The organism is Bacillus sp. m3-13, from assembly GCF_000175075.1.
GTDB lineage: Bacteria > Bacillota > Bacilli > Bacillales > Bacillaceae_I > Sutcliffiella_A > Sutcliffiella_A horikoshii_C.
In genome coordinates this window covers 97,030-110,022 of sequence record NZ_ACPC01000014.1, presented here as the reverse complement: position 1 = coordinate 110,022, position 12,993 = coordinate 97,030, and the positions used below count along the sequence as shown (strand labels likewise).

At 39.5% G+C, this 12,993-nt stretch carries 13 protein-coding genes, 1 other RNA gene and 1 pseudogene; 13 read left to right on the top strand and 2 right to left on the bottom strand.

The genetic code is table 11. The features are described from left to right. From M313_RS0106765 to M313_RS0106735, 9 genes and pseudogenes are all read left to right on the top strand, one after another. The coding region (locus M313_RS0106765) for a hypothetical protein (RefSeq protein ID WP_010193629.1) at nt 1–185 on the top strand (185 nt) is incomplete at its 5' end. Continuing rightward, a pseudogene (locus M313_RS26930) lies at nt 143–360 on the top strand (sensor histidine kinase); the annotation flags it as partial. The gene M313_RS0106765 and the pseudogene M313_RS26930, both read left to right, overlap by 43 nt. After that, a complete protein-coding gene (locus tag M313_RS22895; RefSeq protein ID WP_442778098.1) occupies nt 343–1,107 on the top strand; it encodes a sensor histidine kinase in 765 nt (254 codons plus the stop codon). The pseudogene M313_RS26930 and the gene M313_RS22895, both read left to right, overlap by 18 nt. Next, the gene (locus tag M313_RS0106755; protein WP_010193623.1) at nt 1,104–1,703 is read left to right on the top strand and encodes a response regulator transcription factor; all 600 of its coding nucleotides are present in this window, start codon (nt 1,104–1,106) and stop codon (nt 1,701–1,703) included. Before M313_RS22895 ends, M313_RS0106755 begins: the two co-directional genes overlap by 4 nt. A gap of 127 nt (nt 1,704–1,830) precedes the next feature. Then, nucleotides 1,831–3,363 (top strand): DUF6509 family protein, encoded by a 1,533-nt coding sequence (locus M313_RS0106750; protein WP_010193619.1) that lies wholly within the window; start codon nt 1,831–1,833, stop codon nt 3,361–3,363. Between the two features lie 44 nt (nt 3,364–3,407). Next, nucleotides 3,408–3,596, top strand: a non-coding RNA gene (gene ssrS, locus M313_RS25065) — 6S RNA. Between the two features lie 187 nt (nt 3,597–3,783). Continuing rightward, nucleotides 3,784–4,053 carry a DUF1292 domain-containing protein gene (locus M313_RS0106745; protein ID WP_010193616.1) on the top strand — a complete coding sequence of 90 codons (270 nt, stop codon included), beginning with the start codon at nt 3,784–3,786 and terminating at the stop codon, nt 4,051–4,053. Nucleotides 4,054–4,244: 191 nt separating this feature from the next. Continuing rightward, nucleotides 4,245–5,639 carry an L-cystine transporter gene (locus tag M313_RS0106740; RefSeq protein WP_010193613.1) on the top strand — a complete coding sequence of 465 codons (1,395 nt, stop codon included), beginning with the start codon at nt 4,245–4,247 and terminating at the stop codon, nt 5,637–5,639. A 275-nt stretch (nt 5,640–5,914) separates the two neighbouring features. Beyond that, entirely contained in the window at nt 5,915–6,961 is a 1,047-nt protein-coding gene (locus M313_RS0106735) for an ATP synthase beta subunit C-terminal domain-containing protein (protein ID WP_010193610.1), read from the top strand. Nucleotides 6,962–7,010: 49 nt separating this feature from the next. Here the strand turns inward: M313_RS0106735 and M313_RS0106730 are convergent, their stop codons facing one another. Beyond that, nucleotides 7,011–8,366, bottom strand: coding sequence for a glucoamylase family protein (locus tag M313_RS0106730; protein WP_010193607.1), 1,356 nt, complete (start codon nt 8,364–8,366; stop codon nt 7,011–7,013). 278 nt (nt 8,367–8,644) lie between these two features. Between M313_RS0106730 and trhO the strand changes: the two genes are divergently transcribed. Both trhO and fumC read left to right on the top strand, forming a co-directional pair. After that, complete coding sequence (gene trhO / locus M313_RS0106725; protein ID WP_010193604.1) at nt 8,645–9,604, top strand: oxygen-dependent tRNA uridine(34) hydroxylase TrhO; 960 nt, start codon at nt 8,645–8,647, stop codon at nt 9,602–9,604. 140 nt (nt 9,605–9,744) lie between these two features. After that, nucleotides 9,745–11,130: a class II fumarate hydratase gene (fumC, locus tag M313_RS0106720; protein ID WP_010193601.1), complete on the top strand. Its 1,386-nt coding sequence runs from the start codon at nt 9,745–9,747 to the stop codon at nt 11,128–11,130. 58 nt (nt 11,131–11,188) lie between these two features. On the opposite strand, the gene M313_RS0106715 is transcribed toward fumC, so the two are convergent. Next, nucleotides 11,189–11,512 (bottom strand): hypothetical protein, encoded by a 324-nt coding sequence (locus M313_RS0106715; protein WP_010193599.1) that lies wholly within the window; start codon nt 11,510–11,512, stop codon nt 11,189–11,191. Nucleotides 11,513–11,711: 199 nt separating this feature from the next. On the opposite strand from M313_RS0106715, the gene M313_RS22890 reads away from it, so the two are divergent. After that, the gene (locus M313_RS22890; protein WP_010193598.1) at nt 11,712–12,392 is read left to right on the top strand and encodes a sigma factor-like helix-turn-helix DNA-binding protein; all 681 of its coding nucleotides are present in this window, start codon (nt 11,712–11,714) and stop codon (nt 12,390–12,392) included. A gap of 17 nt (nt 12,393–12,409) precedes the next feature. Then, entirely contained in the window at nt 12,410–12,991 is a 582-nt protein-coding gene (gene clpP / locus M313_RS0106705; protein ID WP_010193596.1) for an ATP-dependent Clp endopeptidase proteolytic subunit ClpP, read from the top strand. The last annotated feature ends 2 nt before the right edge of the window (nt 12,992–12,993 follow it).

Below are 12,993 nucleotides of genomic sequence, written 5' to 3'. Positions count from 1 at the left end.
GCCAACTGCGCGGCATCTCTAAAGAGGAAGCTGCTTCCTACCGTGAAGAGATCCTTGGCATGAGCACAGCAGAAGAAGTTGTAGAATTTGTGAAAGAGAAGTTTAACGATTCTATTTTTTATTTGCTTATAGATTTGCATTCATCTCTAATAAGTGGCCTGTCTACCTATGGACCTGTTTACTGATAGGGATTTCCATTACAATGACTATCTTGTTTCATTTCATTTACTTTGCTTTCTATATTGCTTTTTATAATGGAAAATTAAAAATAAAATAGCCTTTACTGTGCTATATATCATTCATTTAATTGCAACTACAGTAGCAATCAACATAAATGTCGTCATGAGGGACGAGTTATTCTTAAAACAAATCCCGTTTGTCGTAATCATTTGGATTGCAGTGATTTTATTACCATTTAATCTTTACAATAAGCGAAAACAAGATCAGCTAGAAGAGCAGTTGGATGTAGCTAATAAAAGAATTTCTGAGCTTATCATTCAAGAAGAAAGGCAACGGATTGCAAGAGATCTGCATGACACACTTGGACAAAAACTTTCGTTGATCGGCTTGAAGAGTGATCTTGCAAGGAAAGTAATGACTAAGAATCCTGACCAGGCAAAATTGGAGCTAAAGGATGTTCAACAAACAGCCCGGACCGCCTTAAATGAAGTGAGACAAATGGTGTCTCAAATGAGGGGAATTCGATTAAAAGAGGAATTTGTAAGGATAAAACAAATACTTGATGCTGCACAGATAGACCTAAAATTGGAGCATGATTTACCTTTAAAGGACAATTCATTGTTCTTAGAGAACATATTGAGTATGTGCTTGAAAGAAGCGGTTACGAATGTAGTTAAACATAGCAAAGCATCAAAATGCACGGTCAAGATGGAGCAGCTGGGAGACGAAATCAGACTGACCATTCGTGACAACGGGGTTGGAATGACAGAGCAGGATGATATAGGGAAAGGCAGCGGACTGCTCGGCATTAGGGAACGACTGGAGTTTGTAAATGGACTGATGGAGATTAGTGGGGAACAGGGAACAACAATCCGAATCAAGGTGCCCAAAATGGTCAATCAGAGGGAACAGGAGGAGAAAGCATGATACGGATAGTAATAGCAGAGGACCAACGCATGATGTTAGGCGCCTTAGGTTCATTACTAGATTTGGAAGAGGACATGGAAGTGGTCGGAATGGCTGGAAACGGGGAAGAGGCTGTAGCTTTATTTCACAAATATAAGCCAGATGTTTGTATTATGGATATTGAGATGCCAGAGAAAACTGGTTTGGAAGCAGCTGAAGAGATAAAGGGCCTTGGGTGCAAAGTCATCATATTGACCACATTTGCAAGAACAGGGTATTTCCAGAGAGCCTTGAAAGCGGGAGTTACCGGTTACTTACTTAAAGACAGTCCAAGTGAAGATCTGGCCAACTCCATTCGAAGCATCATGTCGGGAAGACGCGTTTATGCCCCGGAATTAATGGATGACTTCTACGGAGAAGAAAATCCGCTCACTGAGAGGGAAAAAGCGGTTCTGGAGCTTGTGGCTGATGGGAAAAATACGCAGGAAATAGCAGATGAATTAAGGATAAAATCAGGTACTGTTAGAAATTATATTTCTAACATATTGGATAAACTTGAAGTGAAAAACAGAATTGAAGCGATTACTCAATCTAAGGAAAAAGGTTGGTTTAAGTAAAATTGGATAGAATGATAAAAAACCGATCTGAGAGTTCTGATCGGTTTTTGTTTATGCTCTACTTTATTATATGATATAGTTATTGGAGCTATTTTAAGGCTATATATAGAAAAGAGACGTGATAAGAGTGACTGATTTTTTAAAGTTAGGGATTCGAAAAGGAGTAAATCACTCCTTAAAATCCATGGGGATCAATGCCCCAACCCCAATACAGGAACGAACTATTCCCGCAGTACTTGAGGGGCATGATGTTATTGCACAGGCCCAAACCGGCACAGGCAAAACATTGGCTTTTGTCCTTCCTATCTTGGAAAAGGTGGACGTTAATAACCCTGAAACTCAAGCATTGATTCTTACACCGACAAGGGAGCTTGCCCATCAAATTACAAAAGAGATAAAAAATCTAAAAGAAAATATAGATGATTTACAGGTTCTTGCAGTATATGGGGGACAGGATGTTAACTCCCAGCTAAAAAAGCTAAAGGGAGCACAGCATGTAATCGTGGCAACACCTGGACGCTTGCTAGATCATGTGAGAAGAGGAACCATTGATCTTTCCACCATCTCCATGCTCGTCATCGATGAAGCTGATCAAATGCTATTGATGGGTTTTCTACCTGATATTGATACCATTACAGCAGAAATTTTTGCTTCACGCCAGACAATGCTGTTTTCTGCAACTATTCCAAATGAAATTCATGCATTAGCGAAGAAATATATGAAACAACCAAAACATATCCAGATAGCTGAGAAGCAAGTGACAGTAGCTTCCATCAACCATTATGCCGTGGAAACGACGGACCGTCGTAAAGAAGGGACCATGCTTCACCTCATTAAAGAACATAATCCCTATTTGGCCATCATCTTCTGCAGAACAAAGGCGAGGGTGCAGAAGCTAACAGAGGTTCTTAAACATGAGGGAGTAGAATGTGAAGCATTACATGGAGATATCCCGCAATCCAAGAGGAACCGAGCGATGAAATGGTTCCGGGAAGCCAAACTTCAATACCTTGTTGCAACAGATGTAGCTGCTCGTGGACTAGATGTAGAAGGCGTGACACATGTCTATAATTATGACATTCCTCAGGACTTAGAGACCTACATCCACAGGACTGGCCGGACAGGACGTGCAAGCGGATCAGGAGAAGCGTACACGCTTTTCGCTCCAAGGGATGTGGATTTCCTTCAAATGATAGAAAAGGGGATTGAAATGCCCCTAGAAAAACTAGTATTCAAAGGTATAAGCATTCCTGACCGCGATGACTATGAGGAAGAGCGCAATGTTAATATAGCGAAAGCTAGAAGAGAAAAGGCCAGAAAAAAGATTTTACCAACAAAAATTTCAAGAGATAGAAAGGAAGTTGTACAGATGAATATTAAAGGACATGAAGCAGAAAAGCTCAAAGACCCTACAGGAATTATTGAAGGAGACAGATTTGAATTTTTTCTGGATTTGGAAATCGACGAAGAAGACGAGTTATTCTCCGAGCAAGGCGTATATTTAAAAGTAATATTTGCTGTGGAAGAGAGCGGCCACAGAATTGCACAATATCAATTCCTCGAAGAGAATACTAATAATACACTGGATTTCGAAATGGAAGAAGAAGAAGAGCAGGCTGTATTGGCATATTGTAGTGAACATTACAAGGCAGTGGTTTAATTTAAACCATTTGCATTTTTTCTCGTTCTCCTGTACTATAGGGAAACAAGCTACGATGTACGTAACCATAACAAAGTTTTAACCTTTATACTTAGCTAGGGAGTTTTATATAAAAGCAGGAATGTCATGCCTCCATGGATAGAGGACGACAGGAATGTTTTTGCGAACACCCACTTTCAGGAGTGGTGGTTTAAAACTTTCTTATACTAAGTTACGGCAGTTGTGGCTTGTTCCTTTAAAAACACACTAAAAAACGAGCTTCCATCTTTAGAGGTGGAGGCTCGTTTTTATTTGATATTGTTCTTAATATAAATTACTGAGCGGAGTGTGTTAAGATAAGTAGGTCCCTTACGTGTATAGAATAAAGAGGACAAGGAAAAGACTTACAAGAGTGATTAGTAAAAGAAGGGAGATAGAAAAATGGAAAAGATAGAAGTAGGAGATATCTTTATTGTGACAGATGAAAATGATCAGGAACAAGAACTTGAGGTACTTGGCACTATGGACGTAGCTGATTCTGTATACGTTGCAGTCGGTTTTGTGGAAGAGATTGCAAAAGAAACGACTGGCGACGTCGATATTTTCTTCTTGAAAGTAGAAGAAGATGGCGAGTTATCAGAAATTGAAACGGACGAAGAGTTCAACGAAGTATCCGCAGCATTTGAAGCAATGGTAGACAAAGAACAATAATACTAATGAGGTTGTCCTATAAAAAGGACAGCCTCTTTTTTGGTTTGATGGGCATGTATGAGAATAAGCTCAATACACTATAACAAAGAATAATTTTTTTCTGGAAAGTTATTCTTATTTATCCAATTCCTACTTGACAGGGTTGTTTTAGTGGATTAAAGTATTTAATTAAGAAAGAAGGGGGAGATAGTATGGATACTTTGTTTATTGTACTTAATATTATTTTATTACTTTTACTCTGCTTTGGGCTTTATACAATGCAAAAGAAAGGCGTTTCTTTTTCTAAGCGCGTTTTCTCTGCATTAGGAATTGGGATTGTTTTTGGTCTTGGCCTTCAGTTTATTTCTGGATCAGGTTCAGAAGTATTGAGCGGCTCTATCGACTGGTTCAACATTGTAGGTTCAGGTTATGTAAAATTCCTGCAGATGATTGTTATGCCGTTAGTGTTCATCAGTATCATTGCCGCTTTTACAAGGCTTACATTAAAGAACAACATCGGTAAGATTAGCGCTTTAATTATTGGTATTTTGATTGGTACGACAGCAGTGGCAGCGGCCGTTGGTATCGGTACCACACTTGTCTTCGATTTGGAAGCGATAGAAATTGAACAAGGCGAAGCGGAAACAATAAGAGGAGAGCAGATGGAACAGCGAGCGGGGGACCTTGCATCCAAAACCTTCCCGCAACAAATGCTGGACTTCATTCCATCCAATGTGTTTCTTGATTTCACAGGTGCACGTTCAACATCTACCATAGCAGTAGTTATATTTGCCGCATTTATTGGGATTGCCTACTTGGGGGTCAGACGTAAGAACCCGGAACAGGCAGAATCCTTTTCTAAAATAGTTGATACATTCTATACCATCATCATGAGAGTTGTAACATTGATTCTCAGGCTGACTCCTTATGGGGTATTAGCTTTAATGACCAGGGTTACCGCAACAAGTGATTACGGAGCTATCGCTAAACTCGGACAGTTTGTAGCTGCTTCTTATGTCGCACTGGCAATTGTTTTCGGTATCCATTTAATTCTATTAGCTGTTGCCGGTTTGAATCCACTGACCTATGTGCGTAAAGCAATTCCAGTCCTATCGTTTGCCTTTACTTCGCGCACCAGTGCTGGAGCTTTACCATTAAACATTAAAACACAAACGAAAGAATTTGGCGTGTCAGATGGAATTGCCAATTTCGCCGGTTCCTTTGGATTATCTATCGGTCAAAATGGTTGCGCGGGTGTTTATCCAGCCATGCTGGCAGTGATGATCGCACCGACGGTCGGAATAAATCCGTTAGATCCATCCTTCCTATTCATGTTGATTGTCATCGTGGCGATCAGTTCGTTTGGAGTTGCAGGAGTAGGAGGCGGTGCAACCTTTGCAGCCATTCTGGTGCTTTCTGCAATGGACTTACCAATTGCACTGGCAGGTTTGTTGATTTCTGTAGAACCACTTATTGATATGGGGCGTACAGCGGTCAATGTAAGCGGCAGTATGACCGCAGGAGTGCTGACGAGTAAGGTGACAAATGACCTTGATACTTCTGTATTTAACAGTAAAGCATCGACTGATATGGAGTTGGATGTTTGATTGGTTTTTGTATGAGGAGAGAGCAGCTTGGATGCTGCTCTCTTTTTTGGTGTAATTTTATTACGAAAATCGAAGTGTCACAATGACCGTTATAAAAGTCATAATAACCTTCGAGAAAGTTACAATAACTAAAAAAATAGTTACAATCAGCCTTTGAAAGGCCACAATCCAAGCTAACGAGTGTCGCTTGTAAAAATAATTACTTTTAAGCGTAAACTTGTGTTGCTTTTTAGTGGAATATAAATTACTCTATAAAGTAACAGGAGGTGAAAATAATGGAGAGCGTTAGATTGAATGTTGCTTTATTGAGGAGAAAGGTCCCAAATTTAACGAGTGCAGCAAAATCTGTGGGCTTGAGACCCGCTACCGTTTCAAATCTGTGCACAGGCAAAATTCCAGTAGGAAGAGCAGAAGTACGTACCATTATCGCTTTAGCAGATTTAGCAGAGTGTAGCTTAGATGAATTGATATTGAGAGGGGAGAAAGTCGATATGATTGAAACAAAAATTAAAGCAATCGATTTATTGGCTCCATTAACTAAAGGAGGAACTAACGGTCTCGTAGCAAGGCCCGGCATGGGGCAACTGGTCGTTCTAGCAGAGTTGTATTACCGTCTTAAACGAGATGGGTACACGTCTATTATGCTTTCACCTAAGGGGGAGCATCCCGAAGTGGAGGAGATTCTTGATCATGTAGATTTCACAGTTAATACAATAGAAGAAGCTTACCAAAAAATCATGGAACTAGGACCAAATAAAGATTTAATCTTCACTGCTGACCGTGGACACGTAGCGAATGGAAACATTCAAGACCTTCACTACAAACTAGAAAAGGTAGGAATGAATACAGTTACAACCTTCCTACTTGATTTAAGTGGGCAGGTAGTAGATGAAGACCTTCCTTACGGTCCTTTAGAAACGTTATGGCAATTCGATGCAGACCTTGCAGCAAGACACAAATATCCAGCTATTAATCCTTTACAATCCACTTCATCTGTATTAGAAGGTGCTCACCTAGACCAACACCACTTAACTATACAACAACGCTCACAAAAACTTCTTAGACGATACCGTGAATTACGCTCACTTGTTCAAGTCAGAGGAATGGATTTACTCCCTGAAACTGAAATCCAAACTTATAAAAGAGGGGAAAGATTAGAGGCATATCTAACCCAACCTTTCTTTGTTGCTGAACCATTCTCCGGAAAAAAAGGAGAAGATGTGGACCTCCCGACGATGCTTGAAGATATTAGAAAAATACTAGAAGGTTCCTATGATTCTGCAGAAGTGAATTCTTTATCCTATATCGGTACAATAAAATAGCTTGATAGAAACATAAAAAGAGCCGCTCAAATCGGGGCTCTTTTTATGTTTAATCCTTTATCTCAAAATCCTCCACTTCCAATAAGTGTTCAGGACTTTCCCCAATTGGATCTTGATGAAAATACTCCCTGATGACACCTTTCTTTAGGTAATTGGTAATAGAAGCCAAGATCATACCCTGGTCCAAAGATAAGTAAGAATGAGCAACTTCTCCATTCTGAAGATTCACCGTATCATAATAGCCATAATCTTCTCCATAGACGCCCATGTCTTTCAGTTTTTTAAGATTGTCATAGACTTCTTCAGGAGCATGCTCTAATGCTAGAAAGCTTGCATGAGGGGTAACAACACCTTTATCCTCATAACCTTCTGTCCCTAATACAGGCGCTCCAAACTCTCCATAATTATTTCGGATTGCTGCAGGGGAAAAGCCCCAAGCATCCAATTCATTCACTTCCGCATAACGGATTTGACCTTTTACATGCTGGAGATTATTCAATCCTAAAGCATTCACACCGAGTTCATTTTCCTTTATGACAAGGCTTGGCATCAGCGCTTCAAACATACTACCTCCCCAGCTTGGTACATAATTGATTCCTTCATATTCATAGATTCCTTGAAAAACATTTATGCCGTCGTAATCCTTCATAGCTCCCGTGGGTATTTGAGATTGCCAATCAAACTCTGGCGGAAAAGTTCGGTACAACTTCCACCAATGTTCCTCAGGTACATCTCCTTTACCAATAGCAAGGTAACTTGCCACTCTGGGCTCGGTATATAACATCCCGTAATGGTGAGGGGTGAGGCTTTCTTGTTCCTTATCGTATCCTCCATGCAGATGACCGACAGAAGAGTCATAAAGAGTGGAATAATCCATTTGCTCCACGAGAGGATCTGTTAATTCTTTCAAACCATCAAAATACTGTCCCGTGACAATTAATCCTGCTGTCAACCAACCATTATCAACACTTGAGATAAACTGTCCCCAATCTGTTTTTTGCGTGCCATCTTTAGTAAAATACCAATTGTAATAAAGGCCGTTCCAAGTTTCCATTTCGCTTAATGTACGCAAGGTTTTTTCAAGGTTTTGTTTTGCTTCTTTTTTGGAAATAAAGCCAAGTTCCACACCAGATACCATCCCTAACATATACATGGCAATATTAGTGGGGGAGGTGTGCTCGGCTTTGTTTTCATCCTGTTCAAAATCAACACGATCCATGGTAAGACCTGTTTCAGGATCTGTATAATCTTCAAAAAATCGAAACGTTTTTTCTGCAGTTTCCAACAATTCTGTTTCCATTTCATTTTTCGGTTGAACGTAAGTCCTTTCAGAGGTGCTTGTAAAATAAAGAACATAAGCAACAACCAGAACGCTAATTAAAAGTAACCCAAGCAACTTTTTCATATTCTATCAACTCCTTTTACCCAATTTTAGTGAAACGTTTCGAAAAAATAAACTGAAAACGCCTTCATTTGTGTAAAATATACCCTTTATCTTCAAGTTAATCAATACATTTTCACCAAAAACAATTGAAGAGGTCGGGCAGCGACTTGTTAGAGTAATAAAAGCTTGTCACATTCCCACTATTTTTGATATAGTAATATGTTGTAACTTCTTATATAAAGAAACATTTATGTCAACTATGTAAATAGATAAATTTAATAAAGGTAATGGTGATTATGATGAGTCAAGACTATAGAGTATTATTGTATTATAAATATGTAGATATTGAGAATCCGGAAGAGGTCACGCAAGAACACCTGGAATTCTGTAAAGAGCTAGGATTGAAAGGCCGAGTATTAATTGCAAAAGAAGGGATTAACGGTACCGTTTCAGGTACGATCGAGCAAACGGATGCTTATATTGAGCATATGAATGCACATCCTTTTTTCTCAGATATCATTTATAAAGTAGATGAAGTATCTGAACATGCATTCCCAAAAATGAAGGTCCGTTATCGTCCAGAGTTGGTAACATTACGCCTGGAAAATGATATTGATCCCCGCAAAACAACAGGGAAGCATTTAAAACCAAAAGAATGGTTGGAAGCATTACAAAGCGAAGATACGGTGGTAATCGACGCTCGTAATGATTATGAGTATGACCTTGGACATTTCCGTGGTGCAGTTAAACCTGACATCAATACGTTCAAAGAACTTCCTCAATGGATCAAAGAAAACAAGAAGAATTTTGAAGGCAAAAAGATTTTAACGTATTGTACTGGCGGAGTACGTTGTGAAAAGTTCTCCGGATGGCTGCTTGAAGAAGGCTTTGAGGATGTTTCCCAGTTGGATGGGGGAATTGTCACATACGGTAAAGACCCTGAAGTGCAAGGTGAACTATGGGATGGACAATGCTACGTATTTGATGAGCGCATAAGTGTTCCAATTAATCAAAAAGAACATGTGGTAGTCGGAAAAGATCATTTTTCCGGTGAACCTTGCGAGCGCTATGTAAACTGTGCAAACCCAGAGTGTAATAAGAAGATCTTGAGCTCTGAGGAAAACGAACACAAATACTTGCGCAGTTGCTCCCATGAATGCCGTGTAGACCCAAGAAACCGCTATATCATTGAGCACGGATTAACTGAAGAAGAAGTAAGCAAAAGAATGGATACAATTAAAGAAGAAGTTACAAACTAATAAATAGGAAGTTAGCCTGTTTCTCTAATGAGGAACAGGTTATTTTTTTGCATAAAAAGCAATACTTATCTGAAAGCCTACGTTTTTGTTTTATCAATAGAGGTAAATAGTAAGTAATAAGAAGAAAGGGGAGTACATACATGGAATACCGGATAGAAAAAGATACGATGGGAGAAATAAAAGTTCCAAAGAATAAACTGTGGGGAGCCCAAACACAAAGAAGCATTGAAAATTTCGCGATTGGTGCGGAGAAAATGCCAATAGAGATCATCCACGCTTTTGCTCTATTAAAAAAAGCAGCGGCCATAAGTAATAATAAATTGAGCAAGCTCTCTACGGAGAAAGCACAAGCAATCACAGCGGCTGCAGAGGAGATAATAACCGGAAAGTGGGATGATCATTTTCCACTTGTTGTGTGGCAAACAGGAAGCGGGACTCAATCCAATATGAATGTAAACGAAGTGATTGCCAATAGGGCCAACCAACTTTTATCGGAGAGCGGGGGAGAGGACAGAATACATCCAAATGATGATGTGAATATGTCCCAAAGCTCCAATGACACATTTCCGACTGCCCTGCATATTGCTGGCGTGTTAGCAGTCGAGGAAAAATTTCTCCCAGCTCTAACGAGACTAAAAGAGACCTTGCTTCAGAAATCAGAGGAATTCAAGGATGTTATTAAAATAGGAAGAACCCACTTACAAGATGCGACCCCACTTACTTTTGGCCAAGAAATCAGTGGATGGCATCATATGCTTGAAAAGGCGGAGAAAATGATTATAGAAAGTGTTCCCTATATGAAAGAATTAGCTATTGGCGGAACAGCAGTAGGGACAGGTATAAATGCACACCCGGATTTTGGGGATATGGTGGCCGAAGAGATCACACAGCTTACCGGTAAAAACTTTACTTCTGCAAAGAATAAATTCCATGCACTAACAAGTCATGATCAGGTCGTATATGTACATGGAGCGATTAAAGCCCTAGCTGCCGATTTAATGAAAATCGCCAATGACGTAAGATGGCTTTCCAGTGGTCCAAGAAGCGGTATTGGTGAGATAATCATTCCTGAAAATGAACCTGGCAGCTCCATCATGCCCGGTAAAGTCAACCCAACTCAAAGTGAAGCATTGACGATGGTGGCAACACAGGTGATGGGGAATGATGTAACGATTGGGGTTGCAGCAAGTCAGGGGAATTTTGAATTAAATGTGTTTAAACCGGTCATTATCTACAATTTCCTTCAATCGGTTACACTTCTGACAGACAGTATGAACAGTTTTAACGATAAATGTGTTAGCGGGATGGAGCCTAATCTTGAAAAAATAGCCTTAAACCTTCAAAACTCATTGATGCTTGTAACATCCTTAAATCCTCATATAGGGTATGAAAAAGCAGCTTCCATTGCTAAGCTTGCACACAAAGAGGGGACGACATTAAAAGAAGCCGCTCTCAAATTGGAACTACTTACAGAAGAAGAATTTGATGCTTTCGTTGATCCAAGTAAAATGGTACATCCACAATAAAGAAGGAGGGCTGTCGGGAATACCAATTACACGGGAGTTCCCAACAGCCCAATCCAACCTATTTCTCCATCATTTCGGTTTCACTAACTTTGTCTATTTTATCTACAAACATTTGAAACACTTTTCTTTTTTCATCCAGCTCTTTTATGTATTGTTTAAGTTCATTGAATTTTTCTTCATATGGTTTGTGATACGATTCTTTAATGTTGTCGATGATTTCATCATTTATCGTAGATTGTATCACTTGTTTCGTAATACTGAACTTAATTGAATATAATTGAAGATCAGACTTCACCTTTTCATATTCATCATCAATTTCCTTCTTCTGCTTTAACATTTCTTCTTTCCATTCCAATAAAGAATCCTTTACATATGTTTGCATAGTTTCCTCCCATGAACATACTGATATTTGGTTATGTATTGTATATATAATATTAATGAAAACGATCGAGTTTGTGGGGGTATTTTTCTTTACAGTATGTTTACATATACATACTTCAAAAAATAATTTACAGTACCCCGTATCTTAAGGGGCTAATGAAACGTTTAGATAATAGAGTGGAGTAAAGGAGTGTTGCTCAGTGAAAAATGCTAAGAATAGAATGTTAGTTGAGACTGATTTTTCCGGGGAAGAGTACCTGCAGGACCATTACCATAAATTGCTTCGATATTGCCTCTTTCTCACAAAAAACGAATGGGATGGAAATGATCTCGCACAGGAAACGATGGCTAAGACAATTCAGCATTACTCTCATCCTGCTGTCATTAGCCAAGGTCTGCTTAAAAAAGTTGCTTACAACAAGTGGATTGATATTGTTCGTAGACGACAAAAGGAAATATTGCAGGATGTTCTTAAAGAAGAGGTGTATCAGCATCATATGGAAAAAGCCCTCATCATTACAGATACACTTCTTACACATACTACACCAAAACAGGCAGTGATCTTTTTCCTTACAGAAGCATTTGACTTTCAATCAGCTGAAATTGCCAGTATGTTAGGAACAACAGAAGGAGCGGTAAAAGCAGCTTTGCACCGTACTAGAAAAAGAATAAACAAAAAAGAGGCACCCAATTCTGACCTTATAGAAAGCCTTTGGAGCGAAGAGGAAAAGGAAATATTGCCACACTTATTTCAGGAAAGTCTGCAGGAAGAAGATCCAGGAGTGCTCATTGATGCCCTTCCGGCTATCTTCCATGATAATGTCACGACGTACTCACTACCTACTCACACTCCTATCAATGCATTTAACTGTGTTGCCTAATAAAGGAGGATATGAACATGAATACGATACCTTATGTTATTGAACAATCAAGTAGGGGAGAGCGGTCTTATGATATTTACTCGCGCTTACTGAAAGACCGTATCATCATGATTGGGGAAGAAATCAATGATCAGATCGCAAATAGCGTCGTTGCCCAATTACTATTTTTAGCCGCCGATGACCCGGAAAAGGATATATCCATCTATATTAATAGCCCAGGCGGATCTACTACCGCTGGTTTTGCTATCCTTGATACGATGCACTATATCAAACCAGACGTTCGAACAATCTGCATTGGAATGGCAGCTTCTTTTGGAGCAATGCTCCTAATGGCTGGAACGAAAGGGAAGAGGTTGGCATTACCTAACAGTGAAATTATGATTCATCAGCCGCTCGGTGGTGCAAGAGGTCAAGCAACGGAAATTGAAATATCAGCTCGTAGAATCCTGAAGTTAAAGGGTGACCTTCATAAAATGATTGCTGATTATACTGGACAGCCCATTGAAAAGATTGAGCGGGATACAGACAGAGATAATTTTATGACTGCAGGTGAAGCAAAGGAATACGGAATTATCGATGAGGTAATTAAAAAGGGATAAAA

Coding starts and splice junctions, on each gene's coding strand:
- M313_RS22895 (WP_442778098.1), top strand. CDS start 343: ATGAGGGACGAGTTATTCTTAAAACAAATCCCGTTTGTCGTAATCATT.
- M313_RS0106755 (WP_010193623.1), top strand. CDS start 1,104: ATGATACGGATAGTAATAGCAGAGGACCAACGCATGATGTTAGGCGCC.
- M313_RS0106745 (WP_010193616.1), top strand. CDS start 3,784: ATGGAAAAGATAGAAGTAGGAGATATCTTTATTGTGACAGATGAAAAT.
- M313_RS0106740 (WP_010193613.1), top strand. CDS start 4,245: ATGGATACTTTGTTTATTGTACTTAATATTATTTTATTACTTTTACTC.
- M313_RS0106735 (WP_010193610.1), top strand. CDS start 5,915: ATGGAGAGCGTTAGATTGAATGTTGCTTTATTGAGGAGAAAGGTCCCA.
- M313_RS0106730 (WP_010193607.1), bottom strand. CDS start 8,366: ATGAAAAAGTTGCTTGGGTTACTTTTAATTAGCGTTCTGGTTGTTGCT.
- trhO (WP_010193604.1), top strand. CDS start 8,645: ATGAGTCAAGACTATAGAGTATTATTGTATTATAAATATGTAGATATT.
- fumC (WP_010193601.1), top strand. CDS start 9,745: ATGGAATACCGGATAGAAAAAGATACGATGGGAGAAATAAAAGTTCCA.
- M313_RS0106715 (WP_010193599.1), bottom strand. CDS start 11,512: ATGCAAACATATGTAAAGGATTCTTTATTGGAATGGAAAGAAGAAATG.
- clpP (WP_010193596.1), top strand. CDS start 12,410: ATGAATACGATACCTTATGTTATTGAACAATCAAGTAGGGGAGAGCGG.